Annotated in this window: 16 protein-coding genes; 10 read left to right on the top strand and 6 right to left on the bottom strand. The window is 67.2% G+C overall.

What is annotated here, in order from left to right:
- The first annotated feature begins 18 nt into the window (after nucleotides 1–18).
- From ABE473_RS15155 to ABE473_RS15135, 5 genes are all read left to right on the top strand, one after another.
- Nucleotides 19–453, top strand: a complete 435-nt coding sequence (locus ABE473_RS15155) for a pyridoxamine 5'-phosphate oxidase family protein (protein WP_176990092.1) — start codon at nucleotides 19–21, stop codon at nucleotides 451–453.
- A gap of 11 nt (nucleotides 454–464) precedes the next feature.
- Entirely contained in the window at nucleotides 465–1,205 is a 741-nt protein-coding gene (locus tag ABE473_RS15150; protein ID WP_346490061.1) for a DUF72 domain-containing protein, read from the top strand.
- The gene (locus ABE473_RS15145; protein ID WP_346490060.1) at nucleotides 1,198–2,010 is read left to right on the top strand and encodes a DNA-formamidopyrimidine glycosylase family protein; all 813 of its coding nucleotides are present in this window, start codon (nucleotides 1,198–1,200) and stop codon (nucleotides 2,008–2,010) included. Before ABE473_RS15150 ends, ABE473_RS15145 begins: the two co-directional genes overlap by 8 nt.
- A gap of 119 nt (nucleotides 2,011–2,129) precedes the next feature.
- Complete coding sequence (locus ABE473_RS15140; RefSeq protein ID WP_346490058.1) at nucleotides 2,130–2,807, top strand: methyltransferase domain-containing protein; 678 nt, start codon at nucleotides 2,130–2,132, stop codon at nucleotides 2,805–2,807.
- 216 nt (nucleotides 2,808–3,023) lie between these two features.
- On the top strand, nucleotides 3,024–4,376 hold the full coding sequence (locus ABE473_RS15135) for an MFS transporter (RefSeq protein ID WP_346490092.1): 1,353 nt from the start codon (nucleotides 3,024–3,026) through the stop codon (nucleotides 4,374–4,376).
- On the opposite strand, the gene ABE473_RS15130 is transcribed toward ABE473_RS15135, so the two are convergent.
- The 4 genes from ABE473_RS15130 to ABE473_RS15115 all read right to left on the bottom strand — a co-directional run bounded on the left by ABE473_RS15130 (nucleotide 4,328) and on the right by ABE473_RS15115 (nucleotide 10,153).
- A complete protein-coding gene (locus ABE473_RS15130) occupies nucleotides 4,328–6,541 on the bottom strand; it encodes a TonB-dependent siderophore receptor (protein WP_346490057.1) in 2,214 nt (737 codons plus the stop codon). The two genes, ABE473_RS15135 and ABE473_RS15130, sit on opposite strands and share 49 nt — an antisense overlap.
- A gap of 190 nt (nucleotides 6,542–6,731) precedes the next feature.
- The gene (mqo, locus tag ABE473_RS15125) at nucleotides 6,732–8,429 is read right to left on the bottom strand and encodes a malate dehydrogenase (quinone) (protein ID WP_346490056.1); all 1,698 of its coding nucleotides are present in this window, start codon (nucleotides 8,427–8,429) and stop codon (nucleotides 6,732–6,734) included.
- Between the two features lie 152 nt (nucleotides 8,430–8,581).
- Nucleotides 8,582–9,166 (bottom strand): hypothetical protein, encoded by a 585-nt coding sequence (locus ABE473_RS15120; RefSeq protein WP_346490055.1) that lies wholly within the window; start codon nucleotides 9,164–9,166, stop codon nucleotides 8,582–8,584.
- Nucleotides 9,167–9,247: 81 nt separating this feature from the next.
- Nucleotides 9,248–10,153 carry a LysR family transcriptional regulator ArgP gene (locus tag ABE473_RS15115; RefSeq protein WP_176990085.1) on the bottom strand — a complete coding sequence of 302 codons (906 nt, stop codon included), beginning with the start codon at nucleotides 10,151–10,153 and terminating at the stop codon, nucleotides 9,248–9,250.
- A 134-nt stretch (nucleotides 10,154–10,287) separates the two neighbouring features.
- Here ABE473_RS15115 and ABE473_RS15110 point away from each other — a divergent pair, with 134 nt between their 5' ends.
- Together ABE473_RS15110 and ABE473_RS15105 are read left to right on the top strand one after the other, a co-directional pair.
- On the top strand, nucleotides 10,288–10,923 hold the full coding sequence (locus tag ABE473_RS15110) for a LysE family transporter (protein WP_179459514.1): 636 nt from the start codon (nucleotides 10,288–10,290) through the stop codon (nucleotides 10,921–10,923).
- Between the two features lie 197 nt (nucleotides 10,924–11,120).
- Nucleotides 11,121–13,070: a S9 family peptidase gene (locus tag ABE473_RS15105; RefSeq protein WP_346490054.1), complete on the top strand. Its 1,950-nt coding sequence runs from the start codon at nucleotides 11,121–11,123 to the stop codon at nucleotides 13,068–13,070.
- Nucleotides 13,071–13,147: 77 nt separating this feature from the next.
- Here ABE473_RS15105 and ABE473_RS15100 read toward each other — a convergent pair whose 3' ends face one another.
- On the bottom strand, nucleotides 13,148–14,923 hold the full coding sequence (locus ABE473_RS15100) for an oligopeptide:H+ symporter (protein WP_346490053.1): 1,776 nt from the start codon (nucleotides 14,921–14,923) through the stop codon (nucleotides 13,148–13,150).
- A gap of 170 nt (nucleotides 14,924–15,093) precedes the next feature.
- Nucleotides 15,094–16,245 carry a heparan-alpha-glucosaminide N-acetyltransferase domain-containing protein gene (locus ABE473_RS15095; RefSeq protein ID WP_346490052.1) on the bottom strand — a complete coding sequence of 384 codons (1,152 nt, stop codon included), beginning with the start codon at nucleotides 16,243–16,245 and terminating at the stop codon, nucleotides 15,094–15,096.
- Between the two features lie 223 nt (nucleotides 16,246–16,468).
- Here ABE473_RS15095 and ABE473_RS15090 point away from each other — a divergent pair, with 223 nt between their 5' ends.
- The 3 genes from ABE473_RS15090 (at nucleotide 16,469) to ABE473_RS15080 (ending at nucleotide 22,071) form a co-directional block, all read left to right on the top strand.
- Nucleotides 16,469–18,439 (top strand): oligopeptide transporter, OPT family, encoded by a 1,971-nt coding sequence (locus tag ABE473_RS15090; RefSeq protein ID WP_346490051.1) that lies wholly within the window; start codon nucleotides 16,469–16,471, stop codon nucleotides 18,437–18,439.
- A 149-nt stretch (nucleotides 18,440–18,588) separates the two neighbouring features.
- The gene (locus tag ABE473_RS15085; RefSeq protein ID WP_346490050.1) at nucleotides 18,589–20,652 is read left to right on the top strand and encodes a S9 family peptidase; all 2,064 of its coding nucleotides are present in this window, start codon (nucleotides 18,589–18,591) and stop codon (nucleotides 20,650–20,652) included.
- Nucleotides 20,653–20,826: 174 nt separating this feature from the next.
- Complete coding sequence (locus ABE473_RS15080) at nucleotides 20,827–22,071, top strand: DUF819 family protein (protein ID WP_346490049.1); 1,245 nt, start codon at nucleotides 20,827–20,829, stop codon at nucleotides 22,069–22,071.
- Nucleotides 22,072–22,160: the final 89 nt, after the last annotated feature.

Genomic DNA, 22,160 nt, shown 5'->3' with positions numbered 1-22,160 from the left:
CCTGACCCCGGAGATTCCATGACCACGCTGACCCTGCCCGAACTGGCCAAGAAGATGGCCAACATCGACTTCACCATGCTGCAGACCCATGCCGACAGCGGCGAGATCGCGGCGCGGCCTATGAGCAACAACGGTGATGTGGACTACGACGGCGACAGCTGGTTCTTCACCACCGAAGACACCGACATGGTCCGCGAGATCACGCACGACCCGAAGGTGGCGCTGAGCTTCACCGGCAGCAAGTCGCTGCTGGGCAAGCCGCCGCTGTTCGTGGCGGTGCAGGGCAGGGCGACCCTGATCCGCGACAAGGCGGTGATGCAGCAGCATTGGGTGAAAGATCTGGAGCGCTGGTTCGCGCAGGGGGTGGATAGCCCTGGGCTGGTTCTGATCCAGGTGGCTGCGGCGCGCATCCATTACTGGGATGGGGAAGACCAGGGCGAAATCCTGCGCTGAAGGAGGCACGCATGGCCGCGTCGCGTATGCCGAAGATCGGGTGTGCCGGCTGGTCGATCCCCAGCCGCTACGCCACGCACTTCGGGCCCGGCGACAGCCTGTTGGCGCGCTATGCCACGCGCTTTGACGTGGTGGAGATCAACTCCTCGTTCTACCGGCCGCACCAACGCGCGACCTACGCGCGCTGGGCGGCCACCGTACCGGCCAACTTTCGCTTCTCGGTAAAGCTGCCGCGGACCATCTCGCACGATTCCGGACTGGTCGGCGTGGGCCCACTGTTGGACCGCTTCCTGGACGAGGTGGGTGGACTGGGGCGTACGTTGGGCGCCCTGCTGCTGCAGTTGCCACCATCGCTGGCACTGGATACGCGCCGCGCCGGGAGCTTTTTCCGCGCGCTGCGTCGACGCACCCCGGTGCCTGTGGTCTGCGAGCCCCGCCATGCCAGTTGGTTCAGCACGCAGTCCGATGCGCTGCTGCAGCGCCACGCGATTTCCCGGGCCGCGGTGGATCCGGCGCGCGTTGCCGCCGCCGCGCTACCGGGCGGCGCGCAGGGCTGGCACTACTGGCGCTGGCACGGTTCGCCGCGCATGTACTACAGCGACTATCCCGAGGCCGCATTGGCCTCTCTGGCGACACAGGTCATACAGCAGCCCGGGCAGGCGCAGGCACCGTGGGTGATCTTCGACAACACCGCCCATGGCTTTGCGATCGCCAATGCCCTGCGCCTGAAGGAGATCACCACGCATGCCTGAAGGTCCTTCCATCGTCATCCTGCGGGAAGCGGCCGCCAAGTTCCGCGGCAAGACCGTGCGGCTGGCCACCGGCAACAGCTCGCTCGACCTCACCCGCATGGAAGGCCGCCGCGTGGTCGCGCTGCGCAGCTGGGGCAAGCACTTTCTGATCGAATTCCGCGGCTTCAGCCTGCGCGTGCACATGCTGATGTTCGGCAGCTACCGCATCGATGAGCGCAAGCCCTCGCCACCGCGGGTGTCGCTTCAGTTCGACAATGGCGAGCTCAACATCTATGCCTCGTCGGTGAAGTACATCGAAGGCGCGCTGGCGGATACCTACGATTGGCGCGGCGATGTGATGGATCCGGCGTGGGATCCGACACTGGCGCGACGTAAACTCAAGCAGCAGCCGGAGACGTTGATCTGCGACGCGCTGCTGGACCAGGACATCTTTGCCGGCGTGGGCAACATCATCAAGAACGAGGTGCTGTTCCGTACGCGTGTGCATCCCGAATCCACGGTCGGCGCGCTGCCACCGCGCAAGCTGGGCGAGGTCATCAAACAGGCGCGGCAGTACAGTGTCGACTTCTTGGACTGGAAACGGCAGTTCGTGCTGCGCCAGCACTGGCTGGTCCACACCAAGCGCAGCTGTCCCCACTGCGGTGGCCCGCTCAGCAAGACTTACCCGGGCACGACCCGGCGGCGGACGTTCTTCTGCCCGGTCTGCCAGGTGCGCTACGGCGCCGTGGCCGCCGTGCGCAAGGCCACTTCGACGCCACGCAAGGCGGCGCCGAGGCGTTCAGCCAGGTCTGTGCGCATGGCGTAGGATGGGGTCACACGTGCTTGCGCGCGTCCTGCGCGATCGACACCTGATCGCCCCGCTCCTTTCTCCGAGCCCTTCATGCCGCTCCCGGAATGAAGGCTCCCGTGTCCCACGGAGCGCACATGCCGGGCTATACCACCCGCATCCTCACCATCCCGGTCGGCGGCCACGACTTCCGCATCCGCGCGCTCAGCGACCTGCAGCAGTTCTCCGATCCCACCGGGCGTGCCGAGCGCGTCGGCATCCATTCTTCGCTGTGGAGCCTGTTCGGCCAGATCTGGCCGGCCGGCCGCGCACTGGCCGAGACCATGAGCCACTTCGACGTGGCCGGTAAACGAATCCTGGAACTGGGCTGCGGGCTGGGCCTGTCCAGCCTGGTGCTCGCGCATCGGGGTGCCGACGTCGTTGCGACCGATCACCATCCCCTGGCCGAATCGTTCCTCGCCTACAACGCGGGGCTCAACGACCTGCCGGCCGTCAGTTATCGCGACCTTCCCTGGGAAGTCCCCGATGGCTCACTTGGCCGCTTCGACCTGATCATCGGCAGTGACATCCTCTACGAGCGGGGGCATGCCCATCAGGTCGCGGCAATGATGCTGCGGCATGCCAAGCCTGATGCCGAGCTGCTGATCACCGACCCCGGCCGCGGCAACGTCGGGTCGTTCTCGCGTGGCATGGCCCTGCAGGGCTTTGACGTGACCGAAGAACTGGGGCTGTTCGAGGACGAGGGCAATGCGCCGGGCAATGGCCGGTTGCTGAGCTATCGGCGGGGTGCGGTCCGACCCGTGGCCGCGGCCTGAGCGCGGGCGGGGCCGCGTTGCGACAACGCCGCGCTCCCGTGACGCGGCGTGCAGATCGGCTGTCGTAGGCTGTCGCCGTCCAGATGCGGCCGAGGCGGCCGGGAGTAGCCCGATGCGATTTCTTCCGCTGTCGCTCCGCGACGACCTGCGCGTCCACAGGAAGCTCGCTTGAGCCCGGCGCCCACCGCGCCCGGGACGCGCCCACGTACGCGCTCGATGATCATCGCCGGCCTGTCGACGGTGGTGGAGTGGTACGACTTCACGCTCTACCTGTACCTGGCCACGGTGCTGTCCCGCGTATTTTTCGGCGGTGGCGAGAATGCACTGCTGGCCACGCTCGCCGGCTTCGCGGTGTCCTACCTGATGCGTCCGTTGGGGGCCCTGGTGTTCGGCCATCTCGGCGACCGCTTCGGTCGACGCTACATGCTGCTGGCCTCGATGCTACTGATGACCGTGGCGATGCTCGCCACCGCCCTGCTGCCCACCTTCGAGAGCATCGGTGCCGCTGCCGGTGTGCTGTTGCTGCTGCTGCGCTGTCTGATGGCGTTCTCGGTGGGCGGCGAGTACACGGGCGTGGTCGCATATCTGCTGGAAACCGCGCCGGTGCGCCGTCGCGGGCTGGTGACCTCGCTGGCCTCGGCCGCGAGCGAAGTAGGGGCATTGCTCGCGGTCGCGCTGTCGGCGCTGACCGTCGCGCTGCTCAGCACGGCGCAGCTGGATGGCTGGGGCTGGCGCATTCCGTTCTTCGTCGGGGCAGCACTGGCCGGTGCGATCCTGCTGGCACGCTCGACCATGCATGAGTCGCCCGAGTTCGAGCGCCAGCAGGCCGAAGGCACCGTGCCGGTGTCGCCGATCCGCGACACCTGGCGCCACCACAAGGCCGCCATTGCACGCACGTTCGCGATCTCCGCGTTGGGCTCGATCACCTACTACGTCGGCATCACCTATGTGCCCGCGTTCCTGGGCTCGGCCGGCCAGGTCGGTGAATCGGAAGCGTTGTGGCTGTCCACCGTCGCGGCGGTGGCGGTGATCATCGTGACCCCGCTGGCGGGCGCGTTGTCGGACCGGGTCGGGCGCCGTCCGGTGTTGATTGTGTTGGCCGCGCTGTCGGCCCTGCTGCCGCTGACGATGTTCTCGGTGATGGCCGGCGGCAGTACCGTGGCGATCGGGCTGGCGGCGGTGGTGCTGGCCTGCCTCGCGGGCGGCGTGAGCGCGGTGGCGGCTCCCGCCACGGCCGAGCAGTTCCCCGGCGAAGGGCGGCTCAGTGGCCTGGCGCTGGGCGTCACCATGGCGACCGCGTTCTTCGGTGGGGCAACGCCGTTGCTGGCCGAGCTGCTGGTGCGGCATACCGGCTGGTCGTCCGCGCCCGGCGCGATGATCGCGGTGGTCGCGGTGCTGGTGCTGCCGGTGATGTGGACGCTGCGCGAGACACGGCCCGGTAGTGCCGGCCGCTGGCCGGGGCAAAAAAACGGGCCGCCCGAAGGCGACCCGTTCGTTCAACACAGCGATGTCGCCAGGCCTCAGTACTTCCAGCGTAGGCTCAACGCGACGAAGCGCGGTTCGCCGTAGTTGTTGTAATCCAGGTTGGCCCAGTAGGTCTTGTCCAGCGCGTTGCGCACGCTGAGGGTGGCCGTCCAACTGTCGCTGATGCGGTAGTTGGCATTGAACTGCACCAGCGCGTAGGCCGGCTGGTTCACAGTGACCGTGCCGCCGAGCGGATAGGGGATGTTGTAGCCCTGCACCTTGCTCTGCCACTGCACGCCCGCGCCCACGCTCAGGCGCTCCAGCGCGCCGCGCAGCCGCACCTGGGTGTTGAGCTGCAGCAGATCTTCAGCCGGGTTGGCGTACAGCAGATCGGTGGCCGCGCGGGTCACCTTGACGTGGGTGAAGCCGGCATTGACCGTCCAGCCCGGCAGGATCTCGCCGTTGACGTCCACTTCCCAGCCGCGTGCCTTGGTGCCGTTGATGCCGATGTAGGCCGAGCTGCCATCGCTGAGCGAGCGCTCCGGCACGCTCGTATCGAGTACCGCGTAGTTGTCCTGCTTGGCCTCGAACACCGCCGCGTTGGCGGTCAGGCGACCGTCGAACCACTGCGACTTGATGCCTGCTTCCAGATTGGAACCTTCCACCGGCGCCAGCAGGTTTTCGTTGCGGTCCTTGTAGTTCTGCGGGTTGAAGATTTCGGTGTAGCTGGCATAGGCGGCCACCTGCGGGGTGATGTCGTACACCAGGCCCACATAGGGCGTGACTTCATCGGTCACTTTGTAGGCGCCGCTCGTGCCGGTGTACGCCCCGGCCGCGCTGTAGGCACGGGTCAGCGTTTCCCAGCGGCTCAGGCGCGCACCGGCGATCAGCGCCAGCGGATCGGCCAGGCGCAGGCGGGTAGCCACGTAGACGCCGCTCTGCGTGGTCTTGGCGACGCGGCGTGCGCCGGTACGCGAGTAGGTCACTTCGGAGATGTCACCATCCCACGCGCGGATGTCCGGGATGTAGTAGCAGCGCTCGGTGATGTTGCCTTGACGGCAAGTGGCCCAGTCGGTGGGGTAGCGCAGCGCGATGGTGTTCGTGGTGCCCTCGATATCCGCCCACTGGCCGCCCACGGTCAGGTCGTGTTCGCGGCCGAACAGGGTGAAGGTGCCACTCAGATAAGCATCGACGTTGCGGCGGGTGTCTTCCGAATCGCCGGCGGCGGTGCGCAGGAAAATGCCCGTGCCGGTGGCCGGATCGGGGTAGCCGCTGCCGTACACGCGCACGTTCTGCACGTTGCCCTGGGTGTAGGCGGTGTTGATCTTCAGCAGCCAGTTCTCGCCGAAGCGCTGTTCCAGGTTCGCGAACGCGGTGCTGGTCTCGCGCTGCCAGTAGCTCCACTTCGGGGCGACGTTGGTCGAGCGCGGCAGGTGCGCGAAGTTGCCCTGGCTGTCGAAGAAGGGCACGGTGCCCCAGGTCGAACCGACCGGATTGTTGTCCTGGGTCTGGTAGCCCACGGTCAGCGTGGTGCTGTCGGTCAGGTCACCTTCCAGCACGGCCATGCCGGCCATCTTGTTCTCGTGGTAACGGTCGTAATACAGATCACGGTCGGTGTAGGCGGCGACCACGCGGCTGCGGAACCGGCCATCGGCGGTCAGCGGCGCGGTGACATCGGCTTCCATGCGCTGGTAGTCCCAGCTGCCGGCGCTCACTGCGAAGGAGGCATCGAATTCCTTGCCCGGTCGCTTGCGCAGCAGGTTGACCGTGGCCGACGGCACGCCGGCCCCGCTCAGCAGGCCGTTGGCGCCGCGGATCACTTCGACGCGATCGTAGAAAGCGGTGTCGTATTCCTGGTTGGTCGAGCCGCTGTAGGTGGGGATGCCGTCCACCTGGAAGTCGGTGATGGCAAATCCGCGCGCGTAGTACAGCGGGCGCTGGGTGTCATAGAAGGAGACGCTGACGCCGGTGACGTTGCGCATCACGTCGTTGATGCTGAACAACGATTCGTCCTGCAGCCGCTGCAGGCCGATCGAGGTCGCCGACTGCGGGGTTTCCTGCAGGCTGATCGGCAGGCGCGTGGTGCTCGACGGCATCGCCCGGGCACCAACCACGCTGACCTTGTCCAAGGTCTTGGCATCGGCGGCGCTGCTGGCGTCTGCCAGCGCATCGGCGAACGCCTGCGGCGCGGTCAGCACCAGCACGGAAAGCAGGGCCAGGCCCAGCGGGGCACGGCGGGGGAGGCGAAGCGAAGCAGCGCAGGCGTACATGCGGGGTCTCGTGATGATCTGGGGGACGTGGCCGGGCCCCAAGCCCGGCGGGGTGCAAATGTAAAGCGTTCTCATTCGCTTTACAAATTGTGAACATTCAGCGTCACCCAACCCCTAAACGCAACCGGCCACCGCGAGGGTGGCCGGAGGGAAACCGTGGCGAGGGCCCGCAGGCCCCGCCGGGGCAGGCTTACAGCGCCTGCAGTTCTTCGTTGGCGTTGCGCTTGGCCTCGGCCGGCTTGGCGGCCGGCGGCGGGGTCAGCATCACCGCCGGGCTGGTCGCGCCTTCCAGCGGCACGTCCAGGTAGGGCAGCTTCAGCGTCTCGCTGGTCAGGCGGCGGATCTCGTTGGTCAGCGCGGGACTGTCGTTGAGCTTGCGGCCATACGACGGCACGATTTCCTTCAGGCGTGCTTCCCAGCCCGCGGCCATCTGCTCGGGGAAGGCCTTCTTGAGCAGGTCGAGCATGATCGGCGGCGAGGTCGAGGCACCCGGCGAGGCGCCGAGCAGGGCGGCCAGGGTGTGGTCCTGATCGGTCACGATCTCGGTACCGAACTGCAGGATCGGGCCCTTCTCCGGGTCGTTCTTGATGATCTGCACGCGCTGGCCGGCGGTGACCAGCTTCCAGTCCTCACGCTTGGCGTTCGGGTAGTACTTGACCAGCTCGGCCTGGCGGTCGTCATCGTTCAGGCGCGCCTGGCCCATCAGGTACTTCACCAGGTCCAGGTTCTCCAGGCCCACGTCCATCATGCCGGCCACGTTGTTGTGGTTGACCGAGGAATACAGGTCGAACCACGAGCCATGCTTGAGGAACTTGGTGCTGTACAGCGCGAACGGCCCGAACAGCACCACCGGCTTGCCATCCAGCTTGCGCGCATCCAGATGCGGCACCGACATCGGCGGCGAGCCGGTTTCGGCCATGCCATAGGCCTTCACCGAATGACGCCCGGCGATCGCCGGCGACTGGAAGGCCAGGAACTGGCCCCCCACCGGGAAACCAGCGTAGTTCTTCGATTCCGGAATGCCCGACAGCTGCAGCAGCTTGAGGGCGGCGCCACCGGCACCGATGAAAACGAAGCGCGACTTGACGGTGGATTCGGTGTCCGAGGCCAGGTCCTTGACCGTGACGTTCCAGCTCTTGTCGTCGTTCTGGCGCAGGGCGCGCACTTCATGGTTGAGGTGCAGCGTGAAGTTCGGGCTGCGCTGCAGCCCGGCGGTGAGCTGGCGGGTGATCACCCCGAAGTTCACGTCGGTGCCGAGCGGCATCCAGGTCGCGGCGACCTTCTGCTTCGGGTCGCGGCCTTCCATCAGCAGCGGTGCCCACTGCTTGATCTGCGCGGCGTCCTCGGAGTACTGCATGCCGTAGAACAGCGGGTTCTTGACCAGCGCCTGCTGGCGCTTGTGCAGGTAGGCGATGTTCTCATCGCCCCAGACGAAGCTCATGTGCGGGGTCGGATTGATGAAGTCGCTGGGCTGGCTCAGGCGGCCTTCGCGGACCTGGTGCGACCAGAACTGGCGCGAGATCTCGAACTGCTCGGCGATGCCGACCGCACGTTTGGTCTCGATGCTGCCGTCGGGCAGTTCCGGGGTGTAGTTCAGCTCGGCGAACGCGGAATGGCCGGTACCGGCGTTGTTCCAGCCGTCCGAACTTTCCAGTGCGACCCCGTCCAGGCGCTCATAGACCTGGATGTTCCAGTCCGGTTGCAGCTCCTGCAGGAAGGTGGCGAGCGTGATGCTCATGATGCCGCCGCCGACCAGGACGACGTCGACCGGCTTGTCGTTGCCGGCGGCCGGGACCGAACGCTGATGCAGCGGCCAGTACAGGAACAGTGCCGCTGCCAACAGCAACACCACGAACAGGCCGAGGACGACCTTCGCTAGTTTTTTCATGGGGATCTCAGGTAGGGAGACATGGGAAGGATGCCGCCGCTGCCGGGAACGCCCGTGAAGACGGGCGTCACAGCGGTACCTTGGAGGCGATTTTAGCCCTTTCCGGTACGGATTTGGTGCAACGCAGCATCCGGTGGGTGTGCCGCGCCGGGTCAGTCGCTGGCCAAGGTGAAGTATTCAAGAAGGAAATAGCTGGCTTGATAGATCAGCGCTATCAGGGCCAGGGCCAGGTGGGCGCGGCGCTGGCGCAGGACGATGCCCAGCCCGGCGATCGCAAGCATCACCACCGTGTGGACCCAGTAGGCGTCGCCGAGCATCTGCCAGCGGCTGTGGCCCTTGATGGCGGTATCGATCAGATCGAGCAGGGTGACCAGCGCCAGCATCCCGAAGAAGCCGCCGCGCCGTTGCAGCAGGTAGTTCTCATAGCTGCCGAACTCGCGCACGTCGTCGGGAAACAGCAGGACGCAGAGCATGTACCAGGCGGCGCAGTAGGCGATCACGAACAGATACAGCTCGAAGGTCCACTGCCGCACCTGCCCCAGGCGGAACTCCCACCACCAGAAGGTCACCACCGAAATCAGCGCCCAGACCACCCAGCACAGGTGGATCCACGACCAGCCGCGGCGCTGGGGATGTTCGATGATCCCGGCCAGGCCGCGCAGCAGGGTGGTGATGCTCAGGCCGAGGATGATGCTGAGCACCACCCGGATGTGCAGGTAGACCGGATCGCTGTCCATCGAGACCCCCACGGCTGGATGGGCCGATCCTGCACCGGGCCGAGTCGGTGGCCTGTGTAGGGCAGGGCTGGGCCGCCGCTTTTACCGCTTCCGCCGCACCAGCGTCGCCGAGGCCGCCAGTACCGCGCGGGTCAGCAGTGCCATCGTCTGCACGTCGCCCTTCCAGTGCTGCCAGTACAGCGGCACGTCTTCCCAGGCGCGCTGTTTCATGTGCACCAACCGGCCGGCATCGAGATGGCGCTTGACCAGCGGCAGCGGGTTCATGGTCCAGCCCAGCCCACCGAGGTTGGCCTGGACGAAGGCGCGGGTGGAGGGAATCCACCAGGTCGGCGCGGTCAGCGGCAGGTCGTTGCCGGCCAGGCGGCGGGCGAACCGGGCCTGCATGTCGTCCTTGCGGTTGAACACCAGCACCGGCGCCTGGGCCAGCGACTGCGCGTTGACGCCCTTGGCGAAGTACTGCTCATGGAAGGCCGGGGTGCAGGTGGCCGCATAGCGGATGCTGCCCAGCGCGTGGATCTGGCAGCCCTGCACCGGCTCGTCCAGCGTGGTCACCGCGCCCAGCACGGCGCCCTGGCGGAGCAGGGCCACGGTGTGGTCCTGGTCTTCCGAGCGCAGGTCCAGCGTGGTGCCGGTCTGCCGTGCGAACTGCAGGGCCGCCTCGGGGAACCAGGTTTCCAGGCTGTCATGGTTCACCGCCACCGGGATGCTGGCGTGGGGCAGGTCCTCATCGGCGATACCCATCCGGTGCAGGGCATCGTGCTCGAGCAGGGCGGTCTGCTCGGCCAGCTGGACCAGCACCTGGCCCTCGGTGGTGGCCACCGCCGGGGACGAGCGCTTGACCAGCAGGCGGCCGACCCGGTCCTCCAGCGCCTTGACCCGCTGGGAGACCGCCGAGGCGGTGACATTGAGCGACTGCGCGGCACGCTCGAAGCTGCCTTCGCGGATCACTGCGGCCAGGGCACGGAGCTGGGCATGGTCGATGCGCATGATCTTAAGTTCTGCTAAAGATGGTTAAGTAAGTTTAGCTCTACTTTTTAATGTTGCGGCGCGACAATATGCGCCATCCGGTGCTGTACGCCTTGGCGAGGCACCGCCCCCCAGCAAGACACAGGTGGTATCCCATGTTTTCGATCCTTTCCGGCGGCGCCGGGCTGAGCGCGTGGCTCAGTGGTGCCGCAACCGGCATCGGCCTGTTCGCGGTGGTCGGTGCGCAGAGCGCGTTCATCCTGCGCCAGGGCATCCTGCGCAAGCACATCATTCCGGTGGTGGCCACGTGTGCCGCCATCGATGGCATCTTCATCTTCGCCAGCGTGGCCGGCCTGCGCACGCTGACCCAGGCGGTGCCGTGGCTCACCACTGTCGTGCTGTGGGGCGGTGTCGCCTTCCTGGCCTGGTATGCCTGGCAGTCGGCGCGACGCGCGCTGGCCGGTGGCGGCGGCATGCATGTGGACGACGGCGACAGCACCTCGCGCCGCGCGGTGCTGATCTCGGCGGTCGGGTTCTCGCTGATCAACCCGCACTTCTGGCTGGACATGATGGTCATCGGTGGCATCGCCGAGAACTTCGGCAACGCACGCATGGCCTTCGCCGCCGGCGTGTTCACCGCCAGCTGCCTGTGGCTCACCGCCCAGGGCCTGGGCGCGCGCCTGCTGGCCCCGTTGTTCACCAAGCCCAAAACCTGGCGCATCCTCGACGGCACCATCGCGGTGATCCTGTCGATCCTGGCGCTCAGCCTCGCGTTCCGCGGCATGCATTGAACTCTCTCCTCGATGCAGGCCCTGGAGATGGCACCGTTCGCGGTGCCATTTTTTTTACGCGGACAGGCTCCTTTTTCCTGCCCGGCGGTAGGAAAACGCCGCTGGTTGACCCGCCGAGCTTGCGCCTAGAATCGCCCTTCCGGACACGATGTCCAGTGGAGCAGGGGGGAAGGATGAAGCGTGCATGCGTGTGGGGAATGACCGCGCTGTTGGCCATGACGGGCCAGGCCGGTGCGGTGGACCTGGAGCACTATCTGCGCCGGGATACGTTTACGGACATCAAGATTTCGCCGACCGGCGCGTTCTATGCGGCCACCATTCCGATGGAGGACCGCACCGGGCTGGCGATCGTGCGACGCGAGGACGGCAAGCTGATCGGCTCGTTCGTTCCGCCGAAGAACAACCACGCCAATGACTTCGATTGGGTCAACGACAAGCGCGTCCTGATCGGGTTGGCGGAGAAGTTCGGCTCGCTGGACGAGCCGCAGCCGACCGGCGAACTGTTCGGCATCAATGCCGACGGCGGGCGGGGCGAGCTGCTGATCGGCTACCGCGTGCAGAGCCGAGGGCCGGGCACGCGCATCCAGCCGAAGAAGGTCGAAGCGGTGGCTGCGTTCATGATCGATGCGTTGCCCGACCAGGACCGCCGCGTGCTGGTCAAGGTGATGCCGTTCTCGGTCGATCCGTTCACCTCGGCCGAGCGCCTGGACGTCAACAGCGGCCAGCGCACGCCGGTCGCGCGCGCGCCGGTGCAGCGCGCCGACTTCGTCGCCGATGGCAAGGGGGAAGTGCGCTTCGCCGACGGCGCCGCCGGTGACAACGTCAACAAGCTGTACTACCGCGACGGCGCCGGTGCGGCCTGGAAAATGATCAACGATCAAGGCGTCAGCCAACGGATCGAGCGGGCGCTGGGCTTCTCCGAGGATGGCAGGCTGGCCTATCTGCTGGTCGAGCAGCCCAGTGGCCCGGACACGATCGTGTCGTGGAACCCGGCGACCGACGAGCGCCGCGAACTGCTGCGCGACGCGGTGGTCGACCCGGCCAGGGTGATCTACCGGCGCGGGACCTCGATCCCGATCGGCGCGCTGTACCTGGGCGACACGCCGCGCACCCGCTTCTTCGATGAAACATCGGCCGATGCCCGCCTGCAGCGCAGCCTGGAGCAGGCCTTCAGCGGCCAGGCGGTGTTCATTACCTCGTCCTCGCGCGACGGCAGGCTGGCGATGGTGCAGGTATGGTCGGGGAGCAATCCCGGCGACTTCTACGTGTTCGATACGCAGGCCAAGAAGGCCGATCTGGTGGTGAGCCGCAGCCAGTGGGTGGATCCGGACACCGCGGCCGTGGTGCAGCCGATCGCCCTGAAGGCCCGCGACGGGATGCCGCTGCACGGGTTCGTTACCCGTCCCAGGGGCAGCGAGGGCAAGCGCCTGCCGATGGTCGTCATGCCGCATGGGGGGCCCTTCTTCGTGTACGACGATGGCGCCTATGACATGGACAGCCAACTGCTGGCCGCCGCCGGTTATGCGGTGCTGCAGGTCAACTTCCGGGGCTCGTCCAACTTCGGCCGGGCCCATGCCAACGCCGGCAGCCGGGAATGGGGCGGCGCCATGCAGGACGACCTGACCGACGCCACCCGCTGGGCGGTAGCCGAAGGCATCGCCGATGGCGCGAAGATCTGCATGTATGGTGCGAGCTACGGCGGCTATGCGGCCTTGATGGGCGTGGCCAAGGAGCCGTCGCTGTACGCGTGTGCGGCGGGCTATGTCGGGGTCTATGACCTGCCGATCATGTACACCACCGGCGACATCCAGCGCCGTGGCTCGGGCGAGACCCATCTCAGGGAATGGGTGGGTGACCGCACGGCACTGGCGGCGGTATCACCGGTGAACCTGGCCGAGCGGATCAAAGTGCCCGTATTCCTGGCCGCCGGTGGCGAAGACGAGCGCGCGCCGATCCTGCACACCCGGCGGATGGAAGCGGCACTGAAGAAGGCCGGCGTGCCGGTGGAGACGCTGTATTACCCCACCGAAGGCCATGGCTTCTACACCGACCCGCATCGCCGCGAGTACTACACCAAGCTGCTGGCCTTCCTGTCCAACAGCCTGGGCGGGCAGACCGCCACGGTGTCGACGCCGGCCCAGCCCTGAGCGCGTCGCGCAGGTCACACTGCTTCAACGACAACGGCACCGGAAGGTGCCGTTGTCGTATGCGCGGCAGGCAGGACTCACTTCACTCCGTGCATCATCCGCTTCAGCAGCGGCGAGCAGATCAGCGCGACCGCGGCACACCCCAGGCCGATCCACATCAGCAGCCAGAACAGGTGCTCGTAGCTGGCGGCGGCGCTGCCGATGTCCATGGTCTGGCCTTCCGGCACCTCGATCGCGGCGAGCTTGCCGAACAGCGCAGCCAGCGTTTCCGAGAACGCGGTGGCCAGGAACCAGGTGCCCATCATCAGGCTGACCACGCGCGGCGCGGCCAGCTGGGTCACCGCCGACAGGCCGACCGGCGACAGGCACATTTCACCGATCTCCAGGATCAGATACGCCAGCACCAGCCACCACACGCTGGCCATCTGCCCGGTCGCGCCGACGTGCTGGGCGGCCAGGGCCAGGGGCACGAACGACAGCGCGGCGAAGACCAGGCCGATCGAGGATTTGACCGGCTTGGACGGGTCCATGCGGCGACGATCCAGCCACGCCCACAGCATCGCGAACAGCGGCGCGAGCACGACCAGGAACAGGCCGCCGAGATAGGTCAGCGAGCCGGCGGTCTGCGGAATCACCAGGCAGTCGCGGATCAGCATCACCAGCATCGCAGCGACGATGGCGATGAACAGCGTGCGCGGTGCGGACGAGCCGGGGCTGCGCTCGGACAGGCGCGTGGCCACCACGAACCCCAGCGGTGCCAGCAGCAGCGAGGCGATCGACCACGGCAGCGGCGTGCCGCCCTGGATCACCAGCGAGGGCACCAGGTCCTTGGTCAGCAGGCGATCGGTGAACGTGACCCACGAGCCGTAGGTCTGCTCGTACAGGGTGAAGAACACCAGCGCCATGAAGATCAGGGCCATCAGCGCGATCATCTGCTGGCGCTGCACCGGCGTGCAGCGGGTGCCGGTGAACCAGGCGAACCAGACCAGCACGCCGCCGAGCACGACGATCATCAGCATCAGCGCCAGGCTGATTTCCCCGCCGAGCGCGAACGCGCCATTGGCGGCCGCCCACATCAGGGCAGCGACCGGCACCACGCCGAGCACGGCCACCGCATAGATCAGCCATTCGCGGCGGACGCCCAGCACGCGCTGGCGCAGCGCCGGCAGGTCGGACGGTTCGGCATGGCCCTGCAGATACTTCTGCCCCCACAGGAACATGGCCAGGCCGATCACCATGCCGATGCCGGCCGCGCCGAAGCCGTATTTCCAGCCGTAGGCTTCACCGAGGAAGCCGCACACCAGCGACGCGAACAGCGCGCCGAGGTTGATGCCGGCATAGAACAGCGAGAAGCCCGAATCGCGGCGTGGATCGTTTTCCGGGTAGAGCTTGCCGACAATGGTGGAGATGTTGGGCTTGAGGAAGCCCACGCCCATGATGATCAGCGCCAGCGAGAGGTAGGTGATGCCCAGTGCGGCGTCATCGCGTACAACCGCGCCGCCCACGTGGACCGCCGCATGTCCTTCGAAGGCCATACCGAGATGGCCGAGCACCAGCAGCACGCCGCCGAACACCACCGCCTTGCGCATGCCCAGCCAGCGGTCGGCGAGCAGGCCACCGAACACCGGAATGCAGTAGACCAGACCACCGTAGGCGCCGAGCAGGTCCAGGCCGGCCTTGTCGCCGAACAGGTGGTACTTGGTGAGGTACAGCAGCAGCAGCGCCTTCATCCCGTAGAACGAGAACCGCTCCCACATCTCGGTGAAGAAGCAGATGTAGACGCCCTTGGGATGGCCGAGGAAGTCGTCGGTAGCGGGGGAGGCTGCGGAGGCGGGCAGGGCGGCTGCGGTCATCGAGGGATAGGGGCAGGGCGGACAAGGCGGCGAGTATAGGCCCGCGGCGAAGGGTCAGCCGTGCCGGGTCTGGCCGCTCCGCTGTGGTAGTGCCGGCCGCTGTCGTAGTGCCGGCCGCTGTCGTAGTGCCGGCCGCTGGCCGGCAGCCTCAGCAGCCCGGCATCGCGCGCTTACAGATAGCGAAGCCAAGCCAGGTCCCGGCGCCGTGCCTTGAACCGTGCGAACGCCCGCGTCGGCCAGTACAGCGCCAGCGCCAGCACGGCGGTGACAAGCCACAGCGTCGCCACATGGTCGACCGCGAAGTACCCGCCGTGGGTCTGGCCCCAGCGCGCCTCGGCCAGCAGGTAGAGCAGCTTCAGCACGTACAGGTGCAGCAGATAGAAGAACATCGGCGCCGCCCCGATGTCGGCCAGCGGCGCCAGCGCCTGGGCCACCCGCGGCTGCTCGTACAGGCGCAGCAACAGCAGGCCGATGCCCAGGGTCAGCAGCAGGAACAGCAGCGAGGGCGGGTACTTGGTGACGTTGAAGAAACTCATCACCGTGCCGGCGGCGCTGGCGAACGACTGCCACGGGCTGTCGCCGTAGAGGTTCACCGCCCGCAGCATGACGAACGCCAGCAGCGCACCGGCGCCGGCCATCCACAGGCGGCGCTGGCGCAGGAGGGCATCGCCGCCGCGCGCGAACCACGGCCCGATCACCCAGCCCAGCGCAATGACGCCGATCCACGGCAGGACCGGGTAGGAGGTGCGCAGGCGCAGCCCGTCGGTCACGGCGATCCACTCGCGCTGGTGCAGCACCTTCCAGACCACGGCCAGTGCACCGTCGCCCTGTACGCGGATGCCATCGAGCAGGTTGTGCCCGGCGATCACGGCCAGTGCCAGCACCGCCAGCGCGCCGCGTGGCAACCACAGCAGCCCGGCCAGCGCGATCATGCTGATCCCGATCGCCCAGATCACCTGCAGGTAGACCACGCTGGGCGGGAACTGCAGGGTCCAGGCGAAGTTGACCACCAGCAGCTCCAGCACGACCAGGAACAGGCCGCGCTTGAGCAGGAAGGCCGACGCGGCCCGCCGCCCGTCCGGCTTGCCGCTGGCGTACAGCCAGGCCGACAGACCGGTCAGCAGCACGAACACCGGGGCGCACAGGTGGGCCAGCAGCCGGCTGACGAACAGCGCCGGCTCGACCTGGTCGACCGCCATCGGGTCGCCCACCTGCTGGTGCATATAGAAGGTTTCGCGCACGTGGTCGAGCAGCATCAGCACGATCACGGTGCCGCGCAGCTGGTCGATGGAGGTCAGGCGGGAGGTGGGGGAAGACGTCACAGCAGCGCCGCTTGGTTGGTGCGATAGGATATAACATAACCATATTGGATGGGCCTGGCCCCGGACCTTGCCGAGTCCGGCGTGTCGCGGCTGCGCCGGCACGCGCAGGTCAGCAGGGGCCTCGATCAGGTGGTGCAGGGTTGCCGGCCAGCGGCCGGCACTACTGGACTTGCCTGTACATGAACGCTAGCGTGGCAGGGATTTTTTGCCAGCAGGGGCTTCCATGAACAACGACGCTGCGCCACGCCAGCTCACTTTCCGCGCGGTGGTGCTTGCCATCGTGCTGGCGGTGATTCTGTCGGCCGCCAACGCCTACCTCGGTCTGTTCGCAGGCCTGACCATCGCCACCGCCATTCCCGCCGCGGTCATTTCCATGGGGGTGCTGCGCCTGCTCGGCGGTGGCACGATCCTGGAAAACAACATCGTCCAGACCGGCGCCTCGGCCGGTTCGTCCATCGCCGCCGGCGTGATCTTCACGATCCCCGCGCTGGTGATCATGGGCTACTGGCCGGACTTCAAGTACTGGTGGGTGCTGGGCATCGCCGGCCTGGGTGGCCTGCTGGGCGTGCTGTTCTCGGTGCCGCTGCGCCGTTCGATGATCGTGGAAGATCCGCTCCCGTTCCCGGAAGGCAAGGCCGCCGCCGAAGTGCTCAAGGCCGGTGAAAACCCGGGCCCGGGCCTGAAGATCCTGGCGGTGTCGGCGGTGATCGGTGCCTTCGTCAAGCTGGCGGCCGAAAGCGGCCTGCGCCTGATTCCGGATGCCTGGGCCACCTCGGCCTATGTGGGCGGCTCGAAGATCAGCGCCTTCATCGGCACCAATCTGTCCCCGGCGCTGCTGGGCGTGGGCTACATCGTCGGCCTGAATGTCGGCATCGTGGTGGTGTCCGGCTCGATCCTGACCTGGCATATCGCCATCCCGCTGTACCAGGCGTTCTTCATGAACACCGATCCGGCGCTGGCGGCCTCGATCGCCACGGCCACCTCCACGGAAGCGGCCTTCGCCATCTGGGGCGCGAAGATGCGCTACCTGGGCGTGGGCGCGATGCTGATCGGTGGCGTCTGGACCCTGATCTCGCTGCGCAAGTCGTTGCTCAATGGCGTCAAGAGTGGCTTTGCCGCGGCCCGCAAGAGCGGTGGCCCGGCGCTGGCGGACACCGAGCGCGACCTTCCGATGAAGTGGATGCTGGTGGCACTGGTCGTCTTCACCCTGCCGCTGCTGGCGCTGTACCAGGCCATCGTGGGCCAGTGGCACGTGTCGATCCCGATGACGCTGATCATGATCGTGGCCGGCTTCCTGTTCGTGTCGGTCTCGGCCTACCTGGCCGGCCTGATCGGCTCCTCCAACAACCCGGTCTCGGGCATCACCATCTCCACCATCCTGTTCGCTTCGGCGGTGCTGGTGCTGCTGCTCGGCGCCGACGGCCTCAAGCCGGTGGGTGTTGGCGGTGCACCGCTGGGTGCCGTGGCCGCGATCATGATCGGCGCGGTGGTGTGCTGTGCGGCCGCGGTCGGCGGTGACAATCTGCAGGACCTCAAGGCCGGCTATATCGTCGGCGCCACCCCGTGGAAGCAGCAGCTGATGCTGGGCATCGGCGCGTTCTCGTGCGCGCTGATCATGGCCCCGGTGCTGAACCTGCTGGCGACTGCCTACGGCATCGGCGTCAAGTCCGAGCTGCATCCCAACGCGTTGGCCGCGCCGCAGGCGAACCTGATGGCCTCGGTGGCCAAGGGGCTGTTCGGTGGCGAGCTGCCGTGGACCTTCATCGGCATCGGCGCGGTGGTCGGCGCGGCGATCATCGCCTTCGACAGCTGGCTGAAGTCGCGCAACGCACGCTTCCGCGTGCCGGTGCTGGCGGCCGCCATCGGTATCTACCTGCCGCTGGAGCTGATGGTGCCGATCTTCCTGGGTGGCCTGATCGCCTATCTGGTGGAGCGTTTCCACAAGATCCGTGGCGACGACGAAGAAGGCCGCGACCGCGTGCACAAGCCGGGCGTGCTGTTCGCCGCCGGCCTGATCACCGGTGAAGCCCTGATGGGTATCGCGATCGCGGTACCGATCGTGATCAGCAGCCGTGCCGACGTGCTGGCGCTGCCGTTCCACCTGCCGGGCGCGCAGTGGATCGGTCTGGCCGTGCTGTTCCTGGTCGGCTGGCTGATCTACCGCACCGGCAAGCGCGCGGTGGGGTCGGTCTAACAAAGACCCGATCTGTGTCACGACAAACCCCGCTCCGGCGGGGTTTGTCGTTTCTGCCCCCAGGCAAGGCACCGGCATGACCGATGGCCTTTGCATGTGCGGCCCCTGCGGCCCTACCATCGGCGTTTTGCCGTTCCGCGGAGACCCCGATGAAACTTCGTTACGCCCTGCTGCCGTTGTGCCTGCTGACCGCGATGCCCTCGCTGGCGGCCACGCGTGGCCTGGATGTGCGCGACATGATCGCGCTGGATCGGGTCTCCAGCCCGCTGCTCACCGCCGATGGCGGCAACGTGATCTTCGCCAAGCGCGTGGTCGGTGCCGACAGCAAGGCCAGCACCGGCCTGTTCATCCGCAACCTGCGCACGCGTGACCTGGCCCCGCCCAAGCCGCTCACCCCGGCCGGCTGGAACGTCAATTCCGCCGCGCTGTCGGCCGATGGCCAGACCGTGTATTTCCTGAGCGCCAAGAACGGCAGCCAGCAGCTGTACGCGCAGCCGACCACCGGCGGCACCCCCCGCCAGCTGACCGATTTCCCGGTCGATGTGGACAGCTTCCACGTCTCGCCGCAGGGCGACCGCGTCGCCTTCAGCAGCGGCGTGTTCCAGGACTGCGGTTCGGACCTGGCCTGCACCAGCAAGAAACTGGACGCGCACAAGGCGCGCAAGAACACCGGTGAGGTATTCGACAGCCTGTTCGTGCGCCATTGGGACACCTGGGCCGATGGCCGCCGCAACACGCTGTTCGTGGCGCCGCTGCCGGCCGGCAAGGCCGCCGCGGTGAAGGGTGCCTCGGCGATCAGCGCGACGCTGGCCGGCGATGCGCCGTCCAAGCCGTTCGGTGGCAATGACGACTTCACCTGGTCGCCGGACGGCAAGACCGTGGTCGCTGCGATCCGCGTAGCCGGCAAGCAGGAGCCGTGGTCGACCAACTTCGACCTGTACCGCCTGGATGCCGAGGGCAAGCAGGCGCCGGTCAACCTGACCGCGTCCAACCCGGCCTGGGATGCCGGCCCGGTGTTCAGCGCCGACGGCAAGACCCTGTACTACCGCGCCATGAAGCGACCGGGCTTCGAAGCGGACCGCTTCGGCCTGATGGCGATGGACGTGGCCACCGGCAAGACCCGCGAGATCGCACCAAAGTGGGACCGCTCGGCCGGCGAGATCGTGCTGTCCGGTGACGGCACCCTGATCTACACCAGCGCCGACGACATGGGCGAGCACCGCCTGTTCGGCGTCGACATCGCCACTGGTGAGGCCGAGGTCGTGGTCGACGGCGGCAGCATCGGCTCGCCGGTGATCGCCGGCACCACGCTGGCGTATACGAAGAACAGCCTGAAGAGCGGCGACCAGATCGTCGTCGCCGCCTTCGATGGTGCCAACCCGCGCGAGATCACCCCGAGCGCCGGCGAGATGCTGCCCGATGTCGCCTTCGGCGATTACGAGCAGTTCCAGTTCAAGGGCTGGAACAACGAGACCGTGCACGGTTACGTGGTCAAGCCGTACAACTACCAGGAAGGCAAGCGCTACCCGGTCGCGTTCCTGATCCATGGCGGCCCGCAGGGCAGCTTCGGCAACGGCTGGAGCTACCGCTGGAACCCGCAGACCTACGCCGGCCAGGGCTACGCGGTGGTCATGATCGACTTCCACGGCTCCACCGGTTACGGCCAGGCCTTCACCGATGCGATCAGCCAGCACTGGGGCGAGCGCCCGCTGGAAGATCTGCAGAAGGGCTGGGCCGCGGCACAGAAGCAGTACCCGTTCCTCAACGGCGACAAGGCGTGCGCGCTGGGCGCCAGCTACGGCGGCTTCATGGTCAACTGGATCGCCGGCAACTGGAACGAGCCGTGGAAGTGCCTGGTCAACCATGACGGCGTGTTCGACCAGCGCATGATGGGTTACGCCACCGAAGAGCTGTGGTTCACCGAGTGGGAGCAGGGCGGCACGCCGTACGAAAAGGCCGCCAGCTACGAGAAGTTCAACCCGGTCAACCACGTGTCGGACTGGAAGAAGCCGATCCTGATCGTGCACGGCCAGCTCGACTACCGAATTCCGGTGGAGCAGGGCCTGGCAGCGTTCACCGCCGCACAGCGCCAGGGCATCGAGTCCAAGTTCCTGTACTTCCCGGACGAGAACCACTGGGTGCTCAAGCCGCAGAACAGCGTGCAGTGGCACGACACCGTCAACGGCTGGTTGAAGCAGCACATCGGCGAATAAGCCGGTTTGAAGCGCCGCCCCCAGGGGCGGCGCTTTTGCATCGCGGGTGCCGGCCGCAGGCCAGCATCTGTATCTTCATCCGTAGTGCCGGCCGCTGGCCGGCATCTGCACCGCGCTTTCAGTACTCATGAGGTTGCCGGCAAGCGGCCGGCACGACCCAGGCACCCCATCTCCGTGAAAGCACCTGCCCTGATCCAGAACGACATCGTCGTCTTCGGCCTGATCGCCGCCACCCTCGGTGCCGTGTTCTGGACCGCCTCGCGCGAGCAGGGGCTGTGGAAGCGCTTCTACACCTACGTGCCCGCGCTGCTGTTGTGTTACCTGATTCCCGGTGTGTACAACACCGTTGGCCTGATCGACGGCCAGAACACCCATCTCTACAACCCGGTCGCGCGCGACATCCTGCTGCCCGCCGCGCTGGTGCTGCTCACGCTGGCCGTGGACATCAAGGGCATCCTGCGGCTGGGCCCGAAACTGATCGTGATGTACCTGGGCGCCTCGCTGAGCATCATGATCGGCGCGGTGGTGGCCTTCCAGCTGATGAAGTGGCTGCATCCGGCGACCGTCGCCGGCGATACCTGGGCCGGCATGGCCGCGCTGGCCGGCAGCTGGATCGGCGGCGGCGCCAACATGCTCGCCATGCGCGAAGTATTCGACGTCAACGCGACCACCTTCGGGCAGTTCGCGGTGGTCGACGTCGGCGTCGGGTACGTGTGGATGGCCGTGCTGATCTTCATGGCCGGGCGTTCGGCGAAGATCGATGCGCGCAGCGGTGCCGACACCTCGGGCATCGACGCGCTCAAGCTGCGCATCCAGGCCTTCCAGGCGCAGCACGAACGCGTGGCCAGCCTGACCGACCTGATGCTGATCGTGGCCGTCGCGTTCGGCGTGGTGGGGCTGTCGCATGCGATCGCCGGGCCGGTCTCGGCCTGGTTCAAGGGCCATGTGGCCTGGGCGTCGCAGTTCAGCCTGGACGCGCCGTTCGTCTGGGTGGTGGTGATCTCCACCACCGGCGGCCTGGCGCTGAGTTTCACCCGTGCACGCAACCTCGAAGGTGCGGGTGCCTCCAAGCTGGGCGCGCTGCTGCTGTACTTCCTGATCGCCTGCATCGGCATGCAGATGGACCTGCTCGCGCTGCTCGACCGCCCGTGGCTGTTCCTGCTCGGCCTGATCTGGATCGCCGTGCACATCGTGCTGCTGTGGGCGCTGGCGCGCGCGCTGAAGGTGCCGTTCTTCTACTTCGCGATCGGCTCGCAATCCAATATCGGTGGGCCGGCCTCGGCCCCGGTGGTGGCCGCAGCGTTCCATCCCTCGCTGGCCCCGGTCGGCGTGCTGCTGGGCACGATGGGCTACGCGACGGGCACGTATCTGGCCTACATCGTGGGCATCACCCTGCGCGCGATGGCCGGGCAGGGCTGAGGGCGGTAGTGGCGGGGGGGGGGGGGCGCCCCCCCCCCAGCGCGCCAGAGCCAGCAGCGGGGGCGCCGGCCGCCCCCGCACACCCCCGC

It is taken from the genome of Stenotrophomonas sp. TWI700 (assembly GCF_039673645.1).
GTDB lineage: Bacteria > Pseudomonadota > Gammaproteobacteria > Xanthomonadales > Xanthomonadaceae > Stenotrophomonas > Stenotrophomonas maltophilia_AA.
Note: the sequence above shows the minus strand (reverse complement) of the source record. Positions and strands in the feature narration are given on the sequence as shown.

Bases quoted from the DNA above. Each gene is read 5' to 3' on its own strand.
- ABE473_RS15155 (WP_176990092.1), top strand. From the start codon at position 19: ATGACCACGCTGACCCTGCCCGAACTGGCCAAGAAGATGGCCAACATC.
- ABE473_RS15150 (WP_346490061.1), top strand. From the start codon at position 465: ATGGCCGCGTCGCGTATGCCGAAGATCGGGTGTGCCGGCTGGTCGATC.
- ABE473_RS15145 (WP_346490060.1), top strand. From the start codon at position 1,198: ATGCCTGAAGGTCCTTCCATCGTCATCCTGCGGGAAGCGGCCGCCAAG.
- ABE473_RS15140 (WP_346490058.1), top strand. From the start codon at position 2,130: ATGCCGGGCTATACCACCCGCATCCTCACCATCCCGGTCGGCGGCCAC.
- ABE473_RS15135 (WP_346490092.1), top strand. From the start codon at position 3,024: ATGATCATCGCCGGCCTGTCGACGGTGGTGGAGTGGTACGACTTCACG.
- ABE473_RS15130 (WP_346490057.1), bottom strand. From the start codon at position 6,541: ATGTACGCCTGCGCTGCTTCGCTTCGCCTCCCCCGCCGTGCCCCGCTG.
- mqo (WP_346490056.1), bottom strand. From the start codon at position 8,429: ATGAAAAAACTAGCGAAGGTCGTCCTCGGCCTGTTCGTGGTGTTGCTG.
- ABE473_RS15120 (WP_346490055.1), bottom strand. From the start codon at position 9,166: ATGGACAGCGATCCGGTCTACCTGCACATCCGGGTGGTGCTCAGCATC.
- ABE473_RS15115 (WP_176990085.1), bottom strand. From the start codon at position 10,153: ATGCGCATCGACCATGCCCAGCTCCGTGCCCTGGCCGCAGTGATCCGC.
- ABE473_RS15110 (WP_179459514.1), top strand. From the start codon at position 10,288: ATGTTTTCGATCCTTTCCGGCGGCGCCGGGCTGAGCGCGTGGCTCAGT.
- ABE473_RS15105 (WP_346490054.1), top strand. From the start codon at position 11,121: ATGACCGCGCTGTTGGCCATGACGGGCCAGGCCGGTGCGGTGGACCTG.
- ABE473_RS15100 (WP_346490053.1), bottom strand. From the start codon at position 14,923: ATGACCGCAGCCGCCCTGCCCGCCTCCGCAGCCTCCCCCGCTACCGAC.
- ABE473_RS15090 (WP_346490051.1), top strand. From the start codon at position 16,469: ATGAACAACGACGCTGCGCCACGCCAGCTCACTTTCCGCGCGGTGGTG.
- ABE473_RS15085 (WP_346490050.1), top strand. From the start codon at position 18,589: ATGAAACTTCGTTACGCCCTGCTGCCGTTGTGCCTGCTGACCGCGATG.